Below are 22,918 nucleotides of genomic sequence, written 5' to 3'. Positions count from 1 at the left end.
TGCTTAGGCTGAGGCTGTGCCGAAAGCGTACGAAGAGATCGAGGACGACCTCCGCCAGCCGCGCCCCCGCGCCGTCCGCGACAACGCGCGGCACCAGTGGGAGAAGGACCGCGCCCGCCGGCCGCTGCGGACGCGGGCCGGGACCGGCGCCACGGAGCACGAGACCGGCCTGCACCGTGAGGACCTCGTCTTCTACGCCAAGTACCGCACGATCGAGGCGCCGAAGGCCCTCGCGGACGCGTTCGGCGTCCCGGCGGGAACGCTGCTCCTGGAGAGGACGTACCGCACCCGCTGTGCGACCGCGACCGCCCCCTTCAGCCTGGTCACCTCCTACCTGGTCCACGACATGATCGCGGCCAACCCCGACGTCCTGGACGACAGCAAGGAACCCTGGCCCGGCGGCACCCAGCACCAGCTCTCCACGGTCGGCATCGAGGTGGACCGCATCGAGGAACGCTTCACCGCCCGTCCACCGACGCCGGAGGAGGCGCGAGAGCTGGAGCTGCCGCCCGGTACGGCGGTGATCCTGCTGCGCAAGACGTCGTACGACATCCAGGACCGCGTCGTCGACATCTCCTACGTCACGCTGCCCGGCGACCGCACGGAACTCGTCTTCACCACGCCCCTGGAAAGGTGGTGAGCGCTGCCGTGAGCCGGCGCGTCATCATCGTCACCGCCGTGCACGCACCCTCGGCCGCGTTCCTCGCGGACGCCCACAAGTCGCTGTGCGCACAGGAGTTGCCCGCCGGCTGGGAGTGGCACTGGGTGATCCAGGAGGACGGCACGACCGACGCCGTCGCCCCGTACGTCCCCGACGACGACCGCGTGACCTTCCGTCAGGGGCGCCCCGGCGGCCCCGGTGTCGCCCGCACGATCGCCCTCGCGCATGCCGACGGTGACTACGTGAAGATCCTCGACGCCGACGACCAGCTCACCCCCGGCGCACTCGCCCGCGACCTGGCGGCACTGGAGGCCGACCCCACGATCGGCTGGGCGACGTCGCGGGCGCTGGACCTGTTGCCGGATGGCTCGACCGTCGGCTTCCCCGGCGATCCCGGCGACGGCCCCGTAGAGCGCGGGACCGTACTGAACTTCTGGAAGGCGAACGACTTCCGCGCCCAGGTCCACCCGGCGACGCTGTGCGTACGCCGGGACCTGCTGCTGGCGCTCGGCGGCTGGATGGCCCTGCCCGCGTCCGAGGACACCGGACTGCTGCTCGCCCTCAACTCCGTGAGCCGTGGCTGGTTCTCGGCCGAGGTGGGGCTGCTGTACCGCAAGTGGGAGGGTCAGGTCACCGGGCAGGCGTCCCATGTCGATCCCGGCGAACGGGAGGCGCGGATGGCGGTGGTGGAGGCGCGGGCACGGGCGTTGGCGGGGATGCGGTGGAGCTATCCGGCCACGGCCACTGACTGAGTCGGCCGTTCCACGCCGGAGGCGCGGGCACAGGCCTTGGCGGAGTTGCGGTGCGGCTACTGACCCAGCCGTTCCACCTTCGCGGCGGCGCTCTCGGCCCGGCGCCTGGCCTCGCGGATACGGCGCTCGGTGCGTCGTAGATCCTCGTGCGCCTTGCGCTCGGCGGCCCGCGCCTCCTCGTACTCGCCCTCGGTGCGTTTCAGCTCGGCGGAGAGTTCGTTCATGTGCCGCTGGAGCTGCTCCGCCAGTTTCCGCGCCTGGTCTACGTCGCGGGTGGCAGCGGCGGCTTCCTTCTCGCGGGTGCGCAGTTCGGCGTCGGCGTCCTCGGCGTCCTTGCGAGCCCGGTCCAGGCGCTCGCGACGCTGCTCGTCGGCTCTGCTGGGCGGCGGCTTGGCGGGGGTGGTGCGTGACTTGGCGGCGGGGGCGACGTGCGGCTTGGCCGACGGGGAGGCCGCGGGGAAACCGACCGTGGCGGTGAGGGGTTTGGCGAGTCGGCCGGTGGCCCATTCGCGGGCGGCTTCCGGATCGGCGAGGACCGAGTGCAGGGTGCTTTCGATCTCGCGCTGCGCATCCTCGCTGATCGGGTGACCGGCGCTCGCGGCCAGCTGCCCGGCCTGCCGCGACAGGGCGCTGATCAGGCTCCGCTGCTGCCGGCTGAGGGCCCTCAACTGCGCCCCGTCCAGATCCTGGTGCGCCTGCCGCAGGGCCTCCCCCAGCTTGAGCAGCGGCTCGATCTGCTCGGGCTGCTCGCGTACGAGGAGATTGCTGGCCCACGCCGCCAGGCTCGGGCGGCGCAGCTTGCCGATCCGCTCGGCGAGGGCACGGTCCCCGGCGGTGCGGGCAGCCGCGACACGAACGGCACGGGCGGCGGTGAAGTCCTCCGGCCGCAGTCCGTACAGCTCGTCGGCGACAGCGTCCAGATCCATCAGGGGCCTCTCGACACCACGGGTCCGTCAGGGAGCCTCTTCAGCACCACAGGGCTCCGAATAATTTTCTCACTTCATGGCAATTCGGTCTCCATGAGTGGCCGCCTCCCCCGCCGCCCTCACTCACCTCACCCCCGCCGATCACCCACCGCCGCTTCCCTACGACCCGTTCCGCCGGAAGTGCCCCTCGTCGGAGCCCCAAGTGCCCGCAGCGCGAAGTCGATGACCTGCTCACTCGCTTCCTCGGCGCTCTGGGCGCTGGGGCGGAGGATCTGTTCGTCGAAGGCGCGTTGCAGCACCGCCGCGATCGCTCTCGCGTCCGCCCGTACGTCGGTGACCAGCGGAAAGTCGCCGCTGTCGCGTCCCTGCTCCACAATGAGGGCGAGGATGGCCTCCGCGCCCTCGGCCGCACGGTTCAGTTCGGCGTCGTAGCCGCGTGCCCGGCGCACCTCCTCCGAGGTCAGCACGAGCACGCGCTGCCGTCGGCGTTTCTCGGAGACCAGGCGCATCCGGGACTGCACATAGCGCCGTAGCGCGTCCTCGGGGTTCTTTGCCGACGCGATGGCCGTCTGCAGCTCCGCGGTGACGCGGTCGTGGTCGCGGCGGAACATCGCGAGCAGCAGATCGTCCTTGGAGTCGAAGTGCCGGTAGAAGGCACGGGTGCCCAGGCCGGTCTCCGCGAGGATGTCGCTCACCGAGACGGATGCCCCGCCCGTCGAGGCCAGGCAGCGATGCGCCGCCTCGATGATGCGCGCCCGCTCCGCGCGCTGGTCCTGCTCCGCCATCGCCCCACTCTCTGTCGAAGCCCTCTGCCTATCGAACCATCGAAACGGCGAAAATCGCGATCTCGTGCGCCACCAGTCTAGCGATGGATGCGCTTTCCGGTTCCACCCCGCACACCTATTGACAGGTCTTCCCAGCCGAGCCAACTATGAAAACGCCATTTTCACCTCGCATCACCTCACCGCCTCACCACCTCCAGGCGTGTCGATCGAAGGAGAACGACGATGGAGAAGATCTGGGCCAACTCGGCCGACTCACACTTCCTGGAGCCGGACGACCTATGGGTCAGCAACCTGCCCAAGCACTTGGCCGAGCTGATGCCGCGCTCGGAGAAGGACCCCGACGGCGCGTGGGAGACGGTCCACATCGACGGGATGTCGTTCCGCCGTGCGACGCCCCCGGTCAAGGTCCAGGAGTTCATGGAGGCCACGCATCGCGCGCCGGGCGCCCGGGACATCGGCCTGCGGATGAAGGACCTCGACAACGAGGGCGTCTGGGGTGAGCTGGTCTTCCCGTCGCTGGGCATGTGGTCCTCGTCGTTCCGTACGCCCGAGGCCCTGCGCGAGGCACTGCGCGTCAGCAACGACTGGGCCTGGGAGACCATCGCGCAGGCCACTCCCCGCCTGGTCCCGGCCGCGCAGGTGTCCACCCTGGACGTCGACGACGCCGTGCACGAGCTGGAGCGGGTCGCAGCCATGGGCTACCGCGCGGTCTTCCTGCCGACCGCCCCGCACCCCAAGCAGAAGGACTACAACCACGACGTGTGGGAGCCCTTCTGGGCGCTCGCCGAGGAGGCGAACGTCGTGCTCGCCTTCCACATCGGCACCGACCCGGTCGACCTGACCACCGGCGGCCAGATCGGCGTCGTCTTCCGCGGCCCCGGCGGCGCGGTGCTCAACTACACCGAGACGACCTACGGCGGCCAGCGCGCGGTGACCAAGATGGTCGCCTCCGGCGCCCTGGACCGGCACCCGGGCCTGAAGGTCCTGGTCGCCGAGGGCGGCGCGACCTGGGTGCCGTTCATCGCCGACCGGATCGAGGAGGGCTACCGGCAGCACCACCAGATGGTCCGCCCCAAGCTCAAGCGCTCACCCCGCGAGATCATCTACTCGCAGGTGTACGCGTCCTTCCAGCACGACGCCACCGCGGTGGCCGCCGCCTCCTCGATGGGCTACCGCAACGTCATGTGGGGCAGCGACTACCCGCACATGGAGGGCACCTTCGGCCACACCCAGGAGACCCTGCACGGTCTCTTCGACGGAGTGGACCCGGCCCTGCGCGAGCGCATCACGGTGGGCGCCTTCGCCGAACTCTTCCCCGAGGTGCCACCGCTGCCGGCCGGCGCGAACGCCACCTGAGGCCGCCATGTCCGACAACGTCATGTACGACTCGCCGACCGAGTTCCTGCACGAGGTCGCCAGCTCCGGCAACCGCTGTATGGCCCAGTCGGTGATCCCGCGGGACGACGGCAGCTACATCTGCGCCTGCTCCTGCGAGCGCTGGGAGGTCGTCGCCCCCAGCCGCGAAGAAGGGCTGCGGCTCGCCCGCCGGCACACCAACTCCTGATGTCCACCCCGTAACCCAACGCGCCGGGAGGCGATGGCGATGACCGATCAGCGCAAGCGGATCTTCGACTGCGACCAGCACATGTACGAGGAGCGGGACTCCTTCACCCGCTACCTCCCCAAGGAGTTCCTCGGCACGGCGGTCGCCCCGATCACCCTGCCGGACGGCCGTGAGGTGATCCTCGCCGGCGACCGGATCGTCGTATGCCTGGAGCCGGAGTTCGGCCAGGTCTACCGGCCCGGCTCGCTCAAGGAGATGCTCAAGGCGATGGCCTCGGGCAACCCCGAGGAGACCTACCAGTTCGAGCCGATGCACGAGGCGTACCAGAACCGCGACGCCCGGCTGAGGCTCATGGACGAGCAGGGCGTCGACCAGACGATCATGTATCCGGGCGGCTGGGCGCTGGTCGCCGAGGAGTACGTGAAATCGTCCGAGGCGCTGTACGCCAACGTCCACTCGTTCAACCGGTACATGAACGAGGTCTGGGGCTTCGACCACAAGGGCCGTATCTACGCCCCCGCCCTGCTGTCACTGCGTGACCTCGACAGCGCGGTCAAGGAGCTGGAGTACGTCCTGGAGCAGGGCGCCCGCTTCATCCTGCTGCCCACCGGACCGGTCTACGGCCGCTCGCCGGGCGACCCGTACTTCGACCCGTTCTGGAAACTGGTCAACGAGGCCAAGGCCAGCGTCTGCTACCACATCAGCGAGTTCTACTACAACTCGCAGGTGGCCCCCGCCTGGGGCTTCGAGCCGAACCCGATCCACTTCCGGATGTCGGCGTGGCAGTGGATGAACACGTACGGCCAGCGCCCGATCGAGGAGACGCTCTCCGCGCTCATCTTCGACAACCTCTTCGGCCGCTTCCCCGACATCAACATCCTGGTGTCGGAGTTCGGCGCGGAGTGGGTGCCGCACTTCGTCCGGCACATGGACAAGAGCCGGGGCATGGGCCGCAACGGTCCCTGGATCGGCGGGAAGCTCGACGAGCGCCCCAGCAAGATCTTCCGCAAGCACGTGCGCGTGGTGCCGTATCCGGAGGACGACATCCCGAGCCTGGTCGCACGGCTCGGCTACCACGAGTCGCTGGTCATGGGCTCGGACTACCCGCACGCGGAGGGCGTCGCGGCGCCGGCGGAATACTGGAAGCTGATGGAGGGGCTCGATGAGTCCGTCCAGGAAGACATCATGTACAACAATGCCCAGCAGTTGATCACACGTTGATCATCCCCTGATCGCTCGCTGACGCTTGCTGATCATGCCGAGAGCCGCACCGGAGGCGCGCGATGAGTACCGGCATCACCGAGGCCCTGATCACCCTGGGCCGCCGGTACGTGCGCGACGCCCCGGTGCAGCTCGGCAAGGCACCGCTGGCCGCGCGGTACCTCAACTCCCATCTCCGTGATCATCCGAGGCGGCGGGTCACTCAGACCCGGTTCGGCGCCCGGTTCGCGGTCGACACACAGGACCTCATCCAGCGCTACGTCTATCTGTTCGGCGTCTGGGAACCGCACATGACGGCCTGGCTCCGCGGCCGGCTGCGCCCCGGCGACACCTTCGTCGACGTCGGCGCGAACGTCGGCTACTTCGCGGTCCTCGGCTCCCGGCTCGTCGGCGACACGGGCCGGGTCGTGGCCGTGGAGGCGTCCCCCGCCTTCCACGACCGGATGCGGCAGCAGCTCACCCTCAACGGCTGCACCAACGTCCGCACGGTGAACGCCGCGGTCTCCGACGGCCCCAAGACACTCACCTTCGTCCTGGCCAGCTCCCGCAACATGGGCGCGAACTCCATCGTCCCGTACGACGGCCCGGCCGAGTCCACCTTCGAGGCCGAGGCCCAGCCGCTCGCCGAACTCCTCGACCCGGCCGACCTCGCCCGCGCCCGCGTGATCAAGATCGACGTCGAGGGAGCGGAGGGCAGCGTCGTACGAGGCCTCGCTCCCGTCCTCGACCGGCTCAGGGACGACGCGGAGATCGCCGTAGAGGTCACTCCGGAACGAATGGCCCAACTAGGCGATTCGGTCGAGGAGTTGCTGGAGACCATGCGCGCCCACGGCTTCCACACCTACCGCCTCCCCAACAGCTACAAGCCGGAAAGCTACCCCCACGCCCTGCGCGCCCCCTCCCCTCCGGTGCGGTGGCGGGGGCCGATCGTCGGCGAGACCGAGCTGGTGTTCTCACACGTGGATGCCGAGGAACTGTCCAGTTAATCGGCGATCGTGATGGCCTGCGACGGACACCCCTCAGCCGCCGCACGCACCTCCGGATCGTCGCCGGTGTCCTCACGGCCCGGTATGACCGCACCGAAGCCGCCCTCCGCGGTGAAGACGGACGGCACCCGGTAGACGCAATCGCCGGAGCCATAACAGCGGTTGGGGTCGACGGAGACCTTCATGTCCCTTCCCGTTCCCGCCCGACGACCCCGTGAATCGAGCCCGCCGCTACCGGTCGAAGGGCAGCTCCAGCATCCGGATGGCGTTGCCCCGCAGCAGCTTGTACGTCACCTCGTCGGAGAGACCGGCCACATGCTCGGCCGCCACCTTCTTCGTCTCCGGCCAGGTCGAGTCGACGTGCGGATAGTCCGTCTCGAAGGTCGCGTTGTCCACGCCGACGGTCTCGATGGCCTCGATGCCGTGCCGGTCACGGAAGAAGCAGCAGAAGATCTGCCGGTAGTAGTACGTCGACGGCGGCTCCGGAATCAGGTCCTTGACGCCGCCCCACGCCCGGTGCTCCTCCCACACGTCGTCCGCGCGCTCGAGGGCGTACGGGATCCAGCCCATCTGCCCTTCGCTGTACGCGAGTTTGAGCCGGGGGAACTTCACCAGCACACCGCTGAACAGGAAGTCCATCATCGACGCCATGGCGTTGTTGAAGCTGAGGGAGGCCTGGACGGCGGGAGGAGCGTCGGGAGACGCGGCCGGCATCTGCGAGGACGACCCGATGTGCATGTTGACCACCGTCCCGGTCTCCTCGCAGGCCGCGAAGAAGGGGTCCCAGTAGCCGGAGTGGATGGAGGGCAGCCCGAGATAGGTCGGGATCTCGCTGAAGGTGACGGCGCGGACGCCCCGGGCGGCATTGCGGTGGATCTCCGCGACGGCCAGCTCGATGTCCCACAGGGGGATCAGACACAGCGGGATCAGCCGGCCGCCGCTGTCCCCGCACCACTCCTCGACCATCCAGTCGTTGTAGGCGCGCACGCACGCGAGGCCGACCTCCTTGTCCTTGGCCTCGGCGAAGGTCTGCCCGCAGAAGCGGGGGAAGGTCGGGAAGCAGAGCGAGGCCTCGACATGGTTGAGGTCCATGTCCTCCAGCCGCGCCTTCGGATCCCAGCAGCCCCGCCGCATCTGCTCCCGTGTGATCCCGTCGAGCGTCATCTCGTCCCGGGAGAAGCCGACGGCCGCGATGATGCGCTTGTACGGGAACAGTTCGCCCTCGTACTCCCACCAGTCGGTGATCTGGCCGTCCGGATCCGTGGTGAACCGGTACTTCCCGCCGACGTAGGCGAGTTCGCCGATGCCGGCGGTGAAGGGCTGCGGCCCCTTGTCCCGGTACTTGGCGGGGAGCCACGTCTTGAAGAGGTGCGCCGGCTCGATCACGTGATCGTCCACGCTGATGACCTTGGGCAGATCCCTGGTATCGCTCACGCTGTACCCCTAATCTGACGATCCATCAGATTCAGAGGTTAGGGCAGCCTTCTCACGGCAGCAAGGGAATGGCGGCACGGGAACCGGCGCCCGACCCCGGGGAGGTCCACATGCAGAGCATCTGGCTGAGCGGCGCCGAATGGCTCGCCGTCCTCCGAGTCGGCCTCGGCCTGTGGTGGCTGGAGAGCTGGCGACACAAGGACAAGCGGGACTGGTTCGCGGGCGGCGGCATCAGGTGGGCGGCGGGCATCGCGAAGGAACACCGGTGGTCCTTCGTCCGGCTGGGCTTCGACCGCATCGTCGGACCCCGCCCGCGCCTCATGGCGTACGTCGTCGCGTACGCGGAACTCGCGCTCGGCCTCGGTCTCGTCGCGGGCTTCCTCACGCCGATCGCCCTGGTCGCCGGCCTGCTGCTCAACCTGATCTATCTCGTCCTGATGATCCACGACTGGGCCGAGCAGGGGCAGAACCTCATGATGGCGCTGATCTCACTGGTCACGCTGTTCGCGATGGGGTGGCAGTCGTGGTCGGTGGACGCGGCGCTGGGGCTCTTCGGGTAGGTCGTAGTCGTAAGGGACGGGGCCTAGGAACGCCTCCGCCCCACCATCGCGACGGCCGTCCCGATCCCCGCGATCACCAGCCCGATCCCACCGAAGATCAGCGGCAGCAGCCACAGCGAGGCGAACCCGTTGATCCGCGCGTCCTCGGGGGAATCGGCGCGGTACAGCACCTCGACCCGCTCACCCTCCTCGTACGAGGGCGGATTGGAACCCGTGGACTCCCGGAACGTCCTCGGCGTGCCGTCCGCCGACGTGAACTCGACCACGGGGTAGGCCGTGGGCTTGTCGTTCTGCCGCTGCTTGCGGGTCGTGCCGCTGTGGTCGTTCCGCCACTCCAGCGCCACCACCGTGCCCCGGGCACGCTCGGCATCCGCCAGGAACGAGACCGACACGCCCGCGAGGATCAACCCGACGACCAAGAACAGCGACCCGAAAGCGATCGCCCCGAACGCGATCCACCGGCGAGCACCCCGCCCCCGCACCTGAACCTGAACCTGCACACCGTTCCTCTCACCTGTCCGGAGAGGGACGTTATCGCAGGCCGTACGGTCGGTGCGCTACAGCAGGCGGATGCCGGTGAGAGGGACGTTCCATTCGTTTCTCTCGACGTGGCCATGGCCGTCCCGAGCCGCGGCCGGAACCGCGAGCAGCAGAATCAGCCCGGCGAGGGCAACGGCCAAGACGGTGGGGGCACGACGCTTCACGATTCCTCCTCGGCGATGACAGTGCCGACCACCCTGCTCCGAGCCTCCGGCCCCGCCCGCCCGGACACGCCGCTCAGCTTGTAGGTTCAGTCGCTCGGTCGGCCCCGTACGTCCCGTACTCCGGGAGTCCCGTCGATTCGAAGACGTGCACCGACAGGCCGCCCGGTGTCGTCCGGTGGCTGACGAGACGCAGCCCGGCCGGGGCGCCGCCGTCCGGGAACAGGCGTCGGCCCTGGCCCACCACGACCGGGGCGATCGCGAGCCGCAACGTGTCGACGAGACCGGCGGCCAGCAGCGACTGGGCCAGCCGCGCGCTGCCGTGGATCTGCAGTTCCCGTCCGGGCTGCCGCTTCACCTCGGCGACCTCGGCGGGGATGTCGCCGGACAGGATCGTGGTCGGGTTCCAGTCGGCCTTGGTCAGGCTGGGGGAGGCGACGTACTTCGGCAGGCCGTTCAGGATGCGGGCGGCCGGATGGTCGGTCATCTTCGGCCAGTCCCGCGCGAAGTTCTCGTAGGTACGGCGCCCGAACAGGAACGCGTCCGCCTCGCCGAGCCAGGCGGTGGCCAGCCGCTCGAACTCCTCGTCCAGATGCGGCACGAACCAGCCGCCCCGCGTGAACCCGTCACTCGGGTCCTCGTCCGGGGAGCCCGGCCCCTGCGAGACACCGTCGAGCGTCAGAAACTCCTGAACCACCAGCTTCATCGCACACCACTCTCTTCCCGGCAGGAGACAGGACCGTCCTCACTCCTTCTCCTTGGACACCGTGGCACACGGAAACTCATCGGCCCGCGAGCGCGCCCCGCCGGCCTCACCGCATTCTTGAGCGAGCGATCCAGATAAGTTACGGTGGGCGCATGGCAAGGACCCGGGAGTTCGACACCGAGGCGGCGGTGAGCCGTGCGATGGAGCTGTTCTGGGCGCACGGCTTCGAGGCGACGTCGGTGCGCGACCTGACGCAGCACCTCGGGATCGGGCAGGGGTCCTTGTATGCCGCGTTCGGCGGCAAGGACGGGCTGTACCGGGCCGCGCTCGAGCACTACAGGACCACGTTCGCGGCGGCGGCCCTGCGCAGCCTCGACGAGGGGACGGATGCCCGGTCGGCGATCCGTGCGCTGCTGGTCGAGCGGATCCGGATCGCTGTCGAACACGGCGGCAGGGGCTGCCTGTTGGTCAATGCCGCCACCGAGCGCCTGCCGGAGGACCAGCCGACCCGGCGCACCGTGCGGGATGTGCTGGGCGCCAACCAGGACGCGCTCACCGACCTGTTGCGCGCGGCGGCGGAGCGCGGCGAGATCTCGCCGCGGCACGACCCGCACACCCTCGCCGCCTTCCTCGTCACCTTCCTCAACGGCCTCCTGGTGGCCTCGAAGATCACCCCGGACGCCCGCGCCCTCGAACCCCTCGTGGAGGTCGCGCTGACCACACTCGACTGACTTTTCATGCCCTGAATCTGTATCGAACGATCCAGATAAGGCCTCCAGATAAGTGCTCCAGATAAGTGAGGTGAACGAATGATCCTCGACCACCACGACGAGCCCGTCCACACAGGCCGTGCCACCGTCAACGGCACGAGCCTCCACTACCGGACAGGCGGGTCCGGACCGGCAGTTGTGCTCCTGCACGGCGTGCCGAAGACCAGCTACCACTGGCGGCACCTCGTCCCGAAGCTGACGCCGCACCACACCGTCGTAGCGCCCGACCTCCGCGGCCTCGGCGACTCCGCACGTCCCGCCGACGGCTACGACTCCGCCACCATGAGCGACGACATCGCCGCGCTCATGAGCCATCTCGGGCACGACACCTACAGCGTCATCGGCGAGGACTGGGGAGCGGTGATCGGCTACCAACTCGCCGCCCGGCACCGCGATCACGTGGGCGCCCTGGTCTTCGCCGAGGCCCTGTTCCCCGGGTTCGGCTTCGAGGACCACACCGCACTCACGCACGACAACGTCGCGAGCGGCATGCACCTGTGGCACCTGGGCTTCTACTTCCAGCCGGACGTGCCCGAGATGCTCATCGCCGGACACGAACGCGAGCTGATCACCTACATGATCAAAAACGAGCGCAGCCACCCGGACACCGCCACCCCCGACGCGATCGACGAGTACGTCCGCTGCTACTCCATGCCCGGCGGCATCCGCGCGATGCTGTCGATCTACCGGGCGATGCTCGTCGACGCCGAGCAGAACCGGCAAGCTGCCCGGAAGAAGCTGGACATCCCCGTACTCGCCCTCGGCGGCTCGGCCTTCATCGGCGACCGCAACGAGTCCCAGATGCGGCAGTTCGCCCACGACGTCACCGGCCACGTCTTCAACGCCGGACACGACCTCGCCGAAGAGGTACCCGACGAGATGGCCAACGTCGTACTGCCCTTCCTGCGATGAGCGGTCATCGCCGCCCGCCGAACTCCCAGTCGTGCACCTCGATGGCGGCGTACCGTTCCCCCGTCAGGACGGCCCGGGCCGTGTCCGGATCCGGGGCCCTGAGCAGCACTGCCGTGCCCAGCCAGGCGGCGCCGTCGTCGGAGAGCAGTGGCCCGTACGCGATCAACTCGTCCCGCTCGGACGGTACGGCGACGTCGACGGCGGGCCCCGAGCCCAGGCCGAGCACCAGATACCGGTTGCCCTCGCTCGGGCCGCCGGGGAAGTCCCACATGGTGCGCCCCAGCAGGTTGCGCCACCGGCGCAGCAGCACGTCCCGGTACGCGCCGGCCTGATAGTTGGGCTCGTCGAAGGCGAACGCGCGGGCGGCGGCGGCATCCGGCAGGTCGACGATGTGCACGCTGCCGGTGGGCGTTTCGCCGTCGTCGGCGAAGGTCGGGCCGCGCGCGATCAGCTCCTTCGCGTACCGGTCCATGTACGACCAGTGCGCTTCCAGCAACTCGTGGCGCAGCGTGGCAGATCCGGGCCGGTCGCGGTGGTAGCAGAAGTACTCCATGCCCCAGACCCTCCCCAACGTACGGCAGCAACTCAACAGAGTTTCGCAGCGATCCGACGGCTCAGAAGCCCTGGTCGATCACCTTTTCCCGCATCAGCCCCTCCAACTCCTTGTCCGACAGCGGGTGGAGGGTGTCCAGGAGACGGCGCAGGCCGGGTTCGTCGAGGGACTTGCTGGAGACCTGGACCTCCGCGTCGCGGTGGCGGCGGGTGAGGGTGATGTCGCGGGTGCCGCCCGGGATGCCGTCGATCACGCGCATGTCGCCGTCCGTGTCCACCGTGCAGGTCGCGTCCTTCCCCAAGAACTCGGGGCATCGCGGTGTCGGCGTGAGCGGCCGGCGCACCGTGAGGGCCACATACCCGTCCTGCTGAACGGAGTGGTACTCAATGCTGAAGGAGGCAGGGCCGACCACGGCATGCGCTACTCGCATGCCGGGCGGCGTAGCGATCACGTACAGCAGCTCCGGATGCTCCCGGTACCGCGCCACCTCCGCCGCGTGCCGGCGCTGCTGCGCCTGCGCCGGGCCGACGAAGCCCCCATAGACCACACCGGCCGCCAGCGCGGCCACCGCCCCCAGCCGCACCCACCGGCCCGGCACGAAGAACGCCGCCACCACCGCGTACGGCACCCCCGTCAGCGCGACTCGCGTACCGGCGCTCCCCAGGTCGACGTCCCCACCGTAGGCGCTCACGCCCGCCAGGACGCCGAGCGTCCCGAGGACGAAGACCAGGACCGCCCAGCCGAGCCGCCGGGGTGCGGAGTCGCACAGCGGCACCACAGTCCGGGCCGGTATGCCCGCCGTGGCCAGCAAGCCCACCGTCAGCGGCACAGCCAACAAGAAGAGCAGCACAGTCGCACCGGCCCCACCGCTCCAGCCCGTCACCACCACCCCGAAGCCGAGCACCGGCACCGCGGCCGCCATCGTCGCCCAGACCAGGAGAAGATGCAGAGCCGTGAGCGTCCCTCTGCCACGCGTCATGCCCGAAGCGTGCCAGCCCGTCTCCCGGCGCACATGAGTACTCCTACTCAGCACGTCCGCCCCCCCTGAGATCCTTGCCCCGTGCCGAATCCCACCCCCGTCACCCCCGACGCCCCCGTCCCGATACCCGACCCCCTGCTCACCCAGCACTGGCTCGACCTCTGCTTCATCCACTGGGCCGCCGAACCGGACATGGTGGCACCGCTGTTGCCGACAGGCACCGTGCCCGACACTTACGACGGGATGACGTACGTCGGGCTGGTCGCGTTCCGGATGGACAAGGTGGGGTGGCTGCGGCTGCCGGGGGTGCCGTACTTCGGGTCGTTCCCGGAGACGAACGTACGGCTGTACTCGGTCGGCGCGGACGGGCGGCGCGGGGTGGTGTTCCGGTCGATGGACGCCTCGCGGCTGCTGCCGGTCGTGATGGGGCGCGTCGGCTTCCGGCTGCCGTATCTCTGGTCCCGGATGAGCGTGCGCACCGACACGGACACCGACACCGTCTCGTACGACAGCTTCCGCCGCTGGCCCGGGCCGCGCGGCGCCTACAGCCGTATCACCGTGCGGCCCGGTGAACGCATCGCGGAACCAACCGAGTTGGAGCACTTCCTCACCGCCCGCTGGGGCATGCATAACGAGTTCTCGGCGGGCGCCGCCTATCTCCCCAACGACCATCCGCGCTGGCCCCTGCACCGCGCCGAACTGATCAGCTGCGAGGAAACCCTGATCGCGGCGGCCGGGCTCCCTGCCCCGACCACCGCCACCGCCCCCGTCAGCGTCCTGTACTCCCCCGGTGTGCCCGTCCGGTTGGGCCAGCCCGTCAGGAGTTCCACGTCTCGTCGTACGGATCCCGCGGCTGAGCCACCGGCCGGGCCTCGCTGACCTCGATGAAGGGGATCGGGCCGTCGTTGACCGGGTCGTGGGTCCGGTGGTCGGTGTAGGTGCCGGTGACCTCCAGCCAGGTGTCCGGTTGCAGCACGGGCGGGATGCGCCCGGTCAGGCCGACCTTGACCGGCTGGGCGTCCGCCGCACAGCAGTTGAGAGTCATGCGGACGAGGTAGGGCGTGCCGTCGCGGTCCAGCGCGAGGAAGCCGGTGATCTTCAGCTGGCGGTCGCGGAGGGAGCGGCCGTCGTCGTAGACCGCGCGGCCCGCGTAGTCGGCGAGGGCGAGGCGTAGTGGACCGCTCTCCGGCAACTTGCTGAATCCGTACGGCTCTTGCAGGACCGTTCCCGTGCGTACGGCGCTGTATGAGCCGAGGGCGGGCGGCGCGACCAGGATCAGGGCGAGGACGGGGAGGGCGAGCAGCCAGGAGACGCGGGGTTCGGGATGTCCGCCGTGTGCGTCGGACCTGCGCCGCTCGTACCAGACCGTCGCCAGCGCCGCCGCGATCAGCACCACGCCGGACAGCAGCACCAGCGGGCGCAGTCCTGCCTTGACGTACCGCAGGTACAGGTCGGTCAGGCCCGCGTGCAGCAGGCTCGCACCGAGCAGGAAGAGTACGGCCGCCTGGGCCTGCCGGTTCACAGCAGCACCGCCCCGGTCAGCACCGACACGAGCACCGCCAGCACGAAGGTGGCGGGCGCGAAGCGCAGGGCGAAGTCACGGCCGAAGGTGCCCGCCTGCATCGCGAACAGCTTCAGGTCGACCATGGGACCGACGACCAGGAACGCCAGCCGGGCGGTCAGCGAGAACTGCGTCAGCGACGCCGCCACGAACGCGTCCGCCTCCGAGCAGATCGACAGCAGGACGGCGAGCGCGGCGAGGGCCAGCACGGCGATCACCGGGTTGTCGGCCGCCGTGCGCAGCCAGGTCTCCGGCACCACCGCCTTCAGCGTGGCGGCGGCCATCGCGCCGAGGACCAGGAAGCCCCCGGCATGCATCACGTCGTGCCGGACCGACCCCCAGAACGCCGCGCCCTTGCCCTGACCGTCGTACGACGAACGGGCCGGCGGGCGCAGCCAGTCGGCGCGGCCGAGCCGCAGCCACAACCAGCCCATCGCGCACGCCACCAGCAGGCTCGCGACGAAACGGGCGAGGACCATCTCGGGGTTGCCGGGGAAGGCCACGGCCGTCGCGGTCAGGACGATCGGGTTGATCGCCGGGGCGGAGAGCAGAAACGCCAGCGCCGCGGCCGGAGTCACCCCCCGGCGCACGAGTGCGCCCGCCACCGGCACCGACGCGCACTCGCACCCCGGCAGCACGGCCCCCGCCGCTCCGGCCACCGGCACGGCGAGCGCGGGGCGCTTCGGCAGGGCGCGGGCGAAGAACGACGGCGGCACGAACACCGCGATCGCCGCGGACAGCAGTACGCCGAGCACGAGAAACGGCAGGGCCTGTACGACGACGGCGACGAACACCGTCATCCAGCTCTGCATCACCGGCACGGCCAGCATGCGCCGGATGGGGCCCTGCGCGAGTACGGCTAGGACCAGCACCATGGTCAGGACGAGGGGGGAGGTGAGGTGCTTGCCCTGTGCCTGTGGTTCCTCCGGGTTTTCCACGGGCGTGGCCGGGGGTGGCTTGGTGATGGCCACGGGTGGGGTACCTCCGCGGTTCGTTGTGTGCGGGCCGGTGGGGGCTGGTCGCGCAGTTCCCCGCGCCCCTGACGGGGCGCTGGACTCCTCCCCTCTCATACGGACGAGCAGCGCCCGGTGTTCAACCAGTTGTTGGAACCACGCGTCTCCTTGAGGCAGTCTTTCCCCTCGTGGCGAGCAGCGTTCCGAATCAGGGTCAGCCGGGCGGTACGTCCGCGCACATGGTGGTGTGCGGCGACGACGGTCTCGCGCATCGGCTCGCCGCCGAGCTGCGTGGGGTGTACGGCGAGCAGGTCACCCTTGTCGTGCCGCCCTCGGTGACCACCGCGCGGCCGCCGGTGGTCGGGCGGGCGCGGGCGGCCTCGGTGGCGCTGCTGGACCGGTGGGTCAGCCGGGCCAATGGGGACCCCGCCGGCACCGGGCGGGTCGTGGAGGCGCCCGAGATCACCGAGGCCGTGCTGGCCGACGCCGGCGTGGACCGGGCCGCCGCGCTGGCGCTCGTGTATGACGACGACGAGACCAACATCCGCGCCGCCCTCACCGCCCGCCGGATCAACCCCCGGCTGCGGCTCGTCCTGCGGCTCTACAACCGGCGGCTGGGGCAGCACATCGAGGAACTCCTCGACCAGGCGGCCGCGCTGGCAACCGGGGTCGACGACATCGGCGCCGACGCGTCCACGACCGTGCTGTCCGACGCCGACACGGCCGCACCGGCGCTGGCCGCCACCGCGCTCGCCGGGACCAGCAAGGTCGTACAGACGGACGGACTGTTGCTGCGGGCGGTCGAGCGGCAGCCGTGGCGGGGCCGGATCCCCGATCCGGGGCTGGCCACGCTGGCCCTGCTGTCGCCCACGAACAGCGACTCGGAGAACGGCGACGAGCAGGAGCCGCAACTGCTGCCCGACGACGCGGCGGTCCGGGCCGCCACCGGGCGCGGGGCCGTGGTCCTGGAGCAGGTGTCGTACGCGGGTCCGTCGCTGCCGAGCGGCCGGGCTGTCGGTGTCTTACCGGCGTTCGCGTCGCTGTTCTCTCGGCGGCTGAGGTGGTCGCTGGCGGGCCTGGTCGGGTGTGTGCTGGCGCTCGCGGTCGCCCTGACGGTGGTCACTGGCGACCATCCGCTGTACGCGACGTACGAGACCCTCCTCGATCTCTTCGCCATCAACGAACCCGCCCTGCACCAGCCCCTCGGCCGCCAGATCCTTCAGCTCCTGTCCGGGCTGCTGGGGTTGCTGCTGCTGCCCGTCCTGCTGGCCGCCGTGCTGGAGGCGCTGGGCACCTTCCGCAGCGCCTCCGCCCTGCGCAAGCCGTCGCGCGGGCTCGGCGGGCACGTCGTCCTGCTCGGCCTCGGCAAGATCGGCACCCGCGTGCTGACCCGGCTGCACGAGCTGAACATCCCGGTGGTGTGCGTCGAGGCCGACCCGGAAGCGCGCGGCGTCGCGACCGCGCGGCGGCTGCGCGTGCCGGTGATCCTCGGGGACGTCACCCAGGAAGGCGTCCTGGAGTCCGCCAAGATCCACCGCGCCAACGCGCTCCTCGCGGTGACCAGCGCGGACACGACCAACCTGGAGGCCGCGCTGTACGCCCGTTCCGTACGGCCCGACCTGCGCGTCGTCCTTCGCCTGTACGACGACGACTTCGCGACCGCCGTCTACCGCACCCTGCGCGCCGCCCACCCCGGCGCCTCCACCCGCAGCCGCAGCGTGACGCATCTGGCCGCGCCCTCCTTCGCCGGCGCGATGATGGGCCGCCAGATCCTCGGCGCCATCCCGGTCGAGCGGCGCGTCCTGCTGTTCGCCGCCGTCGACGTGGCCGGCCATCCACGCCTGGAGGGCAAGACCGTCGCCGAGGCCTTCCGGCCGGGGTCCTGGCGAGTGCTGGCCCTGGACACGGCCACCCCCGACGAACGCCAGCCCGATCTCGCCCTCCCGCCATCACCGGACAACGACGACGGAGACGTACGGCCGTCAGGGCTCGTGTGGGACCTGCACGAGGGGTATCTGCTCAAGGCCGGGGACCGGGTGGTGCTGGCGGCGACTCGGAGGGGGCTGGCGGAGCTGTTGGGTCGGAGGCGGCGGGAGGCGGCGGGGACGTAGCGCTCCGCGGGAGGTGCGGTACTTACTCTGCGGGGCGGTGGGGGCTTGTCCCGCCCACGCGGCGGAGCCGCATATTGATACAGCCCCGCGCCCCTTCGGGACGCTGCAGAACCGCCCACCCCGCCGTCCCCTCTCCCGTCAGCCCCCCAAGTGCCGTCGGGCGAAGTCCAGTTCCAGGCGGACTTGTTTGATCCGTTCGTCTACTACCAGGGAGCCGTGGCCCGCGTCGTAGCGGTAGACCTCATGGACGGCGCCTCGGGTTTCGAGGCGTTTGACGTAGTTGTCGATCTGGCGGATGGGGCAGCGTGGGTCGTTGACGCCTGCGGAGATGTAGACGGGGGCCTTGACCTGGTCGACGTAGGTGATGGGGGAGGATGCCTCGAAGCGTTCGGGGACTTCCTCGGGGGTGCCGCCTAGGAGGGTGCGGTCCATGGCCTTCAGGGCTTCCATCTCGTCGTGGTAGGCCGTGACGTAGTCGGCGACCGGGACCGCGGCGAGGCCCATCGTCCAGGCCTCGGGCTGGGTGCCGAGGCCGAGGAGGGTGAGGTAGCCGCCCCAGGAGCCGCCGGTGAGGATCAGCCGGTCGGGGTCGGCGAGCCCGGAGGTGACCGCCCATTCACGGACCGCCGCGATGTCCTCCAGCTCGATCAGACCGATCCGGTGCTTGAGGGCGTCGGTCCAGGCGCGCCCGTAGCCGGTGGAGCCGCGGTAGTTGACCCGCACGACCGCGTACCCGTGGTCGACCCAGGCGGCCGGGCCGGCGGCGAAGGAGTCGCTGTCGTGCCAGGTCGGGCCGCCGTGGATGTCGAAGACGGTGGGGAAGGGGCCGGAAACACCCGCCGGCTTCTGGATCAGGGCGTGGATACGGCCCCCGGGCCCGTCCACCCAGACGTCCTCCACCGGCACCGATCCCGGGGACCGCATGCCGGGCGGGTCCAGGACGGCGCCGCCGGTCGTGGAGCGCACGGTGGACGGCTCGGCGGCCGACGACCACAGGAACTCCACGGTGCCGTCCGGGCGGGCGGTCGCGCCGGAGACGGAGCCCGCCGGGGTGGGGAGCTGCTGCAGCGCGCGGGAGGCGAGGTCGTAGCGGAACAGTTCGCTGCGGGCCTCGAAGCTGTGCACGATGAGCAGCGCGGAGCCGTCCGGATACCACTCGGCGCTCACGTCACCGGGCAGGTCGAGCGCCAGATCGGACTCGATGCCGCTCGCCACGTCCCACACCAGCGGCTCCCAGCGACCGCGCCGCTGATGCCCGATGAGCAGCCGCGTGTCCCCGTCGACCGGCGCGAAGCCCAGCACCTCCAGGCCCAGCTCGACGGTGCCGCCCTTGGTGTCGTCGAGCTCGGCGACCGCCGTGCCGTCGGGGCGTACCACACGCAGCGCCGAGTGCATCGCGTCGCCGTGCTCGGTGTGCTCGACGGCGATCAGTGAGCCGTCGCGCGAGAGGTCGCCGACGCCCGCCGACTCGCGGTGCCGGTAGATCTCCACCGGGTCCTCGCTCGCGCGCGCGAGATGGATCGTCGTACCGTCCTCGTCGGTCGAGCGGCCCACGACCGCCGTACGCCCGTCCCGGCCGAGAGCGAGGCCCGCCGGGTAGGACGGCTCCAGGCCGGGGACGGCGGTCTCGTCCGCTCCGCCGCCGAAGGGCTGGCGGCGCCAGACGCCGAACTCGTCGCCGTCCTTGTCGTCGAACCACCAGATCCACGCGCCGTCCGGGGAGAGCACACCGTCCGTCGTGCCGTTCGGCCGGTCGGTGACCTGGCGCTGCTCGTCCGTCGCACGGTCCCAGGCGTACAACTCGTACGTCCCCGTCGCGTTCGACACGAACAGGGAACGATCCGGTGCGTCCTCCGCCCAGTCGGGCAGCGACACCCGGGGCGCCCGGAAGCGCTTCTCCCAGTCCGGCATCTCTTCTTTCCGCTCCGGAGAGTCGGACCCGTTGCTCTCAGTCATGGATCCATACTGCCCGCTCCCTGTGACAATCCGCTGGCCAGCTCCCCAGCCTGTGGATAACTCCACGATCGCTCCACCGGAGGTACTGACCCCGCGCCCCTGCCCGCCGCAGCCGCCCCGTACCGTTGAGGGCGTGTACCGGTTCCTGCTGACCCCCCGCTGGTGGGGAATCAACCTCTTCGTGCTGCTCGCCATCCCCTTCTGCGTCTTCATGGGGTCCTGGCAGCTGAGCCGGTTCGAGGAGCGGGTGGACAGCCACCAGGTCGCGGAGGACAAGGCGGCCTCGGACAAGCAGCAGGCGGCCCGGCCGCTGGCCGAGTTGCTGCCCGTGGACAAGGAGACCTCCGGCGAGCAGACCACCGCGACCGGACGGTACGTCAAGCAACTCCTCGTGCCGGACCGGGAGCTGGACGGCAAGCGCGGCTTCTATGTGCTGACGTTGCTGCGCACCGACGACGGCAAGGCGCTGCCGGTCGTACGCGGCTGGCTGCCGGGTGACGCCGACGCCGCGAAGGCGCCCGCCGCGCCCTCCGGCGAGGTCACCGTCACCGGTGCGCTCCAGGCGTCCGAGACACCCGGGGACAACGGGGTCAGTGCGCGGGGCGGGCTGCCGGCCGGGCAGACCGCGGCGATCAGCGCGGCCTCGCTGATCAACCTCGTGCCGTACGACGTGTACGACGCCTGGGTCACCCTCAACACCGGTGACGCGGGGATGAAGACGGTGCCGGCGACCGCCGCGCAGGACACCGGGCTGGACCTGAAGGCCTTCCAGAACCTCGGCTACACCGGCGAGTGGTTCGTCTTCGCCGGGTTCGTGGTCTTCATGTGGTTCCGGCTGCTGCGCCGCGAGGTGGAGTCCATACGGGATGCGCAGCTGGGGCTGGTGGACGAGGAGCAAGAGCGGGATCCCGTTTCCGCGTAGCCCCTGCGGCGGCTACGACGCCGCCAGCAACCCCGTCCAGTACACCTTCCCCGCGCACGCGCCCGACACCGTCGCCGAGACCGTAGGTGCCGCGGGCTCTGCCGTGTAGGACACGACCACGCTGCCGTCCGCCGTGCCGTCCTCCGTCATCAGCTGGGTCGATGTGCCGGTGTCGGTGCCGGTGGTCGTCCCCGTGGTCGAACCGCTGGTGTCCGGGGAGTTCGTCGGGTCGGGCGTCGGTTCGCCCGTGCTGCCGCCGTTGCTGTCGCCGGCGGGCGGGCAGGTTTCCGAGGGCACCCAGGCGAACTTGACCTCGTACGCAGCGCCGGGCTTCAGCAGCAGCTCGGGGGCCTCGAGGGACGGGTCGGGCAGGGAGGCCGCCTCGTCTCCGGCGACGTGCCGCAGGGTGGAGATCTTGGTGGCGTCGGCGGCGCCCTGGGGGGTCGTGCCGACCGTGCCGGGGCTGGTGACCGTGCAGTCGGTGGTGGAGACGTTGGTGACGCGGAAGCTGCCGTAGACCGCGCCGACGGTGTCGGCGGCGGCGGTGGTCGGGATGTCGGCGCCGAGCTGCGCGGCGGTGCACAGGGGGGCGCCCACCGCGGTCGTGGCCGTGGGGTCGGCGCCCGTGGTGGCGCCGGTGGAGCCGGGCCCGGTGCTGTTGCCCTTCTCGTCCTCCTTCTTGCCGCCGTCCTCGCCCTGTTCCGCGGACTGGCCGCCGGTGCCGCCGGAGGTGCCCGACCCGCCGTCCGGGCCCTTCTCCTGCCCCGCGCCGCCTTGAGCCTGGGACGCGTGGCCGGCGTTGGAGGTGTTGGCGGCGGAGCCGGTGGCGTTGGAGACGTGCAGGGCGGCGGGGACCGCGGTGCCGATGAACAGGGCGGCCGCGGCCATCCCGACGAGGGCCTGGCGCTTGCGGGCCCGCCGTGCGGGCACCGCCCGCCGCAGGTGGTCCAGCGTGCCGTCGCGCGGCTCCATCTCCTGGACCGCGTCGTGCAGCATCCTGCGCAGTGCCAGCTCGTCCGAGTCGAGCCCGGGGAGGCTCTGGTCGTCGGGGCCGTGGTTCACAGTTCCGTTCCCAGCGTGCGATTGCTTCGGGTCGTGCGGGTCGGCCGACTCTGTCGGCTCGTGCCACTCATAGGGCTCGTGCGGTTTTCCGTCCGTCATGCCGGCGCCTCCATGGCGATGCGCAGCGCCGCGATGCCGCGCGAGCCGTAGGCCTTCACGGAGCCCAGCGATATGCCGAGCGTCGCGGCGACCTGCGCCTCGGTCATGTCGGCGAAGTAGCGCAGGACGAGGACCTCGCGCTGCCTGCGCTGGAGGCCCTTCATCGCCTTGATCAGCGAGTCCCGCTCCAGCTGGTCGTACGCGCCCTCTTCGGCGCTCGCCATGTCGGGCATCGGCTTCGACAGCAGCTTCAGGCCGAGGATGCGGCGGCGCAGGGCGGAACGCGAGAGGTTGACGACCGTCTGCCGCAGATAGGCGAGGGTCTTCTCGGGGTCGCGGACGCGTTTGCGTGCCGAGTGGACGCGGATGAAGGCCTCCTGGACGACGTCCTCGCAGGAGGCGGTGTCGTCGAGGAGGAGCGCCGCGAGGCCCAGCAGGGAGCGGTAGTGGGCGCGGTAGGTCTCGGTGAGGTGGTCGACGGTGGTACCGGCGGCCACTGTGTCGACTTCGTCGCCGTCACGCGGGCTGGGTATGCGGGCGGGCCGCGCTGCGGGCATGGGCGCGATCACCGGCATGCCGCCGGGCGTGCCGGGCATGCGGGGTCGGCGGGGACGCAGGACTGTGCCATGCGTCGCCGCGGTGAAATCGAGTACCTCTGCCACGCCAGTTGGACACGCGTCCCCCCATGAGGGTTGTACGTGCCGGGCGTCACGTTCACGCCAGGCGCCGTTCTCTCCTCAGGCA

Annotated in this window: 26 protein-coding genes; 12 read left to right on the top strand and 14 right to left on the bottom strand. The window is 70.5% G+C overall.

Annotated elements, in window-relative coordinates; translation table 11 throughout:
* Positions 1-16: 16 nt before the first annotated feature.
* Positions 17-640 carry a UTRA domain-containing protein gene (locus tag AB0I98_RS20200; protein ID WP_362943498.1) on the top strand — a complete coding sequence of 208 codons (624 nt, stop codon included), beginning with the start codon at positions 17-19 and terminating at the stop codon, positions 638-640.
* An 8-nt stretch (positions 641-648) separates the two neighbouring features.
* Positions 649-1,413, top strand: a complete 765-nt coding sequence (locus tag AB0I98_RS20195) for a glycosyltransferase (RefSeq protein WP_362943495.1) — start codon at positions 649-651, stop codon at positions 1,411-1,413.
* Positions 1,414-1,469: 56 nt separating this feature from the next.
* Here the strand turns inward: AB0I98_RS20195 and AB0I98_RS20190 are convergent, their stop codons facing one another.
* The gene (locus tag AB0I98_RS20190; protein ID WP_362943492.1) at positions 1,470-2,339 is read right to left on the bottom strand and encodes a hypothetical protein; all 870 of its coding nucleotides are present in this window, start codon (positions 2,337-2,339) and stop codon (positions 1,470-1,472) included.
* 128 nt (positions 2,340-2,467) lie between these two features.
* Positions 2,468-3,124 (bottom strand): TetR/AcrR family transcriptional regulator, encoded by a 657-nt coding sequence (locus AB0I98_RS20185; protein WP_362943489.1) that lies wholly within the window; start codon positions 3,122-3,124, stop codon positions 2,468-2,470.
* 222 nt (positions 3,125-3,346) lie between these two features.
* Here AB0I98_RS20185 and AB0I98_RS20180 point away from each other — a divergent pair, with 222 nt between their 5' ends.
* The 4 genes from AB0I98_RS20180 (at position 3,347) to AB0I98_RS20165 (ending at position 6,895) form a co-directional block, all read left to right on the top strand.
* The gene (locus AB0I98_RS20180) at positions 3,347-4,480 is read left to right on the top strand and encodes an amidohydrolase family protein (RefSeq protein WP_362943486.1); all 1,134 of its coding nucleotides are present in this window, start codon (positions 3,347-3,349) and stop codon (positions 4,478-4,480) included.
* Between the two features lie 7 nt (positions 4,481-4,487).
* Positions 4,488-4,688, top strand: a complete 201-nt coding sequence (locus tag AB0I98_RS20175; protein WP_210580684.1) for a hypothetical protein — start codon at positions 4,488-4,490, stop codon at positions 4,686-4,688.
* 39 nt (positions 4,689-4,727) lie between these two features.
* On the top strand, positions 4,728-5,909 hold the full coding sequence (locus tag AB0I98_RS20170; RefSeq protein ID WP_362943483.1) for an amidohydrolase family protein: 1,182 nt from the start codon (positions 4,728-4,730) through the stop codon (positions 5,907-5,909).
* A gap of 62 nt (positions 5,910-5,971) precedes the next feature.
* The gene (locus AB0I98_RS20165) at positions 5,972-6,895 is read left to right on the top strand and encodes an FkbM family methyltransferase (protein WP_362943480.1); all 924 of its coding nucleotides are present in this window, start codon (positions 5,972-5,974) and stop codon (positions 6,893-6,895) included.
* Here AB0I98_RS20165 and AB0I98_RS20160 read toward each other — a convergent pair.
* Together AB0I98_RS20160 and AB0I98_RS20155 are read right to left on the bottom strand one after the other, a co-directional pair.
* Positions 6,892-7,080, bottom strand: coding sequence for a ferredoxin (locus AB0I98_RS20160; RefSeq protein ID WP_362943477.1), 189 nt, complete (start codon positions 7,078-7,080; stop codon positions 6,892-6,894). The genes AB0I98_RS20165 and AB0I98_RS20160 overlap by 4 nt on opposite strands.
* 46 nt (positions 7,081-7,126) lie before the next feature.
* A complete protein-coding gene (locus AB0I98_RS20155; RefSeq protein ID WP_362943474.1) occupies positions 7,127-8,329 on the bottom strand; it encodes an amidohydrolase family protein in 1,203 nt (400 codons plus the stop codon).
* 110 nt (positions 8,330-8,439) lie between these two features.
* Here AB0I98_RS20155 and AB0I98_RS20150 point away from each other — a divergent pair, with 110 nt between their 5' ends.
* Positions 8,440-8,889 (top strand): DoxX family protein, encoded by a 450-nt coding sequence (locus AB0I98_RS20150; protein WP_362943471.1) that lies wholly within the window; start codon positions 8,440-8,442, stop codon positions 8,887-8,889.
* A 23-nt stretch (positions 8,890-8,912) separates the two neighbouring features.
* Here AB0I98_RS20150 and AB0I98_RS20145 read toward each other — a convergent pair whose 3' ends face one another.
* From AB0I98_RS20145 to AB0I98_RS20135, 3 genes are all read right to left on the bottom strand, one after another.
* Positions 8,913-9,389 (bottom strand): DUF3592 domain-containing protein, encoded by a 477-nt coding sequence (locus AB0I98_RS20145; protein WP_362943468.1) that lies wholly within the window; start codon positions 9,387-9,389, stop codon positions 8,913-8,915.
* Positions 9,390-9,446: 57 nt separating this feature from the next.
* Positions 9,447-9,593 carry a hypothetical protein gene (locus AB0I98_RS20140; RefSeq protein WP_362943465.1) on the bottom strand — a complete coding sequence of 49 codons (147 nt, stop codon included), beginning with the start codon at positions 9,591-9,593 and terminating at the stop codon, positions 9,447-9,449.
* Between the two features lie 73 nt (positions 9,594-9,666).
* Positions 9,667-10,296 carry a dihydrofolate reductase family protein gene (locus tag AB0I98_RS20135; RefSeq protein WP_362943462.1) on the bottom strand — a complete coding sequence of 210 codons (630 nt, stop codon included), beginning with the start codon at positions 10,294-10,296 and terminating at the stop codon, positions 9,667-9,669.
* A 152-nt stretch (positions 10,297-10,448) separates the two neighbouring features.
* Between AB0I98_RS20135 and AB0I98_RS20130 the strand changes: the two genes are divergently transcribed.
* Together AB0I98_RS20130 and AB0I98_RS20125 are read left to right on the top strand one after the other, a co-directional pair.
* Entirely contained in the window at positions 10,449-11,027 is a 579-nt protein-coding gene (locus AB0I98_RS20130; RefSeq protein WP_362943459.1) for a TetR/AcrR family transcriptional regulator, read from the top strand.
* Positions 11,028-11,105: 78 nt separating this feature from the next.
* Positions 11,106-11,978, top strand: a complete 873-nt coding sequence (locus tag AB0I98_RS20125) for an alpha/beta fold hydrolase (protein ID WP_362943456.1) — start codon at positions 11,106-11,108, stop codon at positions 11,976-11,978.
* A 4-nt stretch (positions 11,979-11,982) separates the two neighbouring features.
* Here the strand turns inward: AB0I98_RS20125 and AB0I98_RS20120 are convergent, their stop codons facing one another.
* Together AB0I98_RS20120 and AB0I98_RS20115 are read right to left on the bottom strand one after the other, a co-directional pair.
* Positions 11,983-12,531, bottom strand: coding sequence for a YciI family protein (locus tag AB0I98_RS20120; protein ID WP_362943453.1), 549 nt, complete (start codon positions 12,529-12,531; stop codon positions 11,983-11,985).
* 61 nt (positions 12,532-12,592) lie between these two features.
* Positions 12,593-13,510 (bottom strand): hypothetical protein, encoded by a 918-nt coding sequence (locus tag AB0I98_RS20115; protein ID WP_362943450.1) that lies wholly within the window; start codon positions 13,508-13,510, stop codon positions 12,593-12,595.
* A gap of 81 nt (positions 13,511-13,591) precedes the next feature.
* On the opposite strand from AB0I98_RS20115, the gene AB0I98_RS20110 reads away from it, so the two are divergent.
* Positions 13,592-14,389 (top strand): DUF2071 domain-containing protein, encoded by a 798-nt coding sequence (locus tag AB0I98_RS20110; RefSeq protein WP_362943447.1) that lies wholly within the window; start codon positions 13,592-13,594, stop codon positions 14,387-14,389.
* On the opposite strand, the gene AB0I98_RS20105 is transcribed toward AB0I98_RS20110, so the two are convergent.
* Positions 14,328-15,032 (bottom strand): TIGR03943 family protein, encoded by a 705-nt coding sequence (locus AB0I98_RS20105; RefSeq protein WP_362943444.1) that lies wholly within the window; start codon positions 15,030-15,032, stop codon positions 14,328-14,330. The two genes, AB0I98_RS20110 and AB0I98_RS20105, sit on opposite strands and share 62 nt — an antisense overlap.
* Positions 15,029-16,042 carry a permease gene (locus AB0I98_RS20100; protein WP_362943441.1) on the bottom strand — a complete coding sequence of 338 codons (1,014 nt, stop codon included), beginning with the start codon at positions 16,040-16,042 and terminating at the stop codon, positions 15,029-15,031. The genes AB0I98_RS20105 and AB0I98_RS20100 overlap by 4 nt, the downstream gene beginning before the upstream one ends.
* Before the next feature lie 221 nt (positions 16,043-16,263).
* On the opposite strand from AB0I98_RS20100, the gene AB0I98_RS20095 reads away from it, so the two are divergent.
* Positions 16,264-18,135 carry an NAD-binding protein gene (locus AB0I98_RS20095; RefSeq protein WP_362943650.1) on the top strand — a complete coding sequence of 624 codons (1,872 nt, stop codon included), beginning with the start codon at positions 16,264-16,266 and terminating at the stop codon, positions 18,133-18,135.
* Between the two features lie 138 nt (positions 18,136-18,273).
* On the opposite strand, the gene AB0I98_RS20090 is transcribed toward AB0I98_RS20095, so the two are convergent.
* Positions 18,274-20,091: a prolyl oligopeptidase family serine peptidase gene (locus AB0I98_RS20090; RefSeq protein WP_362943438.1), complete on the bottom strand. Its 1,818-nt coding sequence runs from the start codon at positions 20,089-20,091 to the stop codon at positions 18,274-18,276.
* 133 nt (positions 20,092-20,224) lie between these two features.
* On the opposite strand from AB0I98_RS20090, the gene AB0I98_RS20085 reads away from it, so the two are divergent.
* Positions 20,225-21,013, top strand: a complete 789-nt coding sequence (locus AB0I98_RS20085) for an SURF1 family protein (protein WP_362943436.1) — start codon at positions 20,225-20,227, stop codon at positions 21,011-21,013.
* 12 nt (positions 21,014-21,025) lie between these two features.
* On the opposite strand, the gene AB0I98_RS20080 is transcribed toward AB0I98_RS20085, so the two are convergent.
* Entirely contained in the window at positions 21,026-22,174 is a 1,149-nt protein-coding gene (locus AB0I98_RS20080) for a hypothetical protein (RefSeq protein WP_362943433.1), read from the bottom strand.
* Entirely contained in the window at positions 22,171-22,770 is a 600-nt protein-coding gene (locus AB0I98_RS20075) for a SigE family RNA polymerase sigma factor (RefSeq protein WP_210580763.1), read from the bottom strand. Before AB0I98_RS20075 ends, AB0I98_RS20080 begins: the two co-directional genes overlap by 4 nt.
* Between the last annotated feature and the right edge of the window lie 148 nt (positions 22,771-22,918).

Source organism: Streptomyces sp. NPDC050211 (assembly GCF_040656035.1).
In the GTDB taxonomy this organism is placed as follows: domain Bacteria; phylum Actinomycetota; class Actinomycetes; order Streptomycetales; family Streptomycetaceae; genus Streptomyces.
The sequence above is the reverse complement of the archived record's forward strand: the minus strand, read 5'-3'. Positions and strand labels throughout refer to the sequence as shown.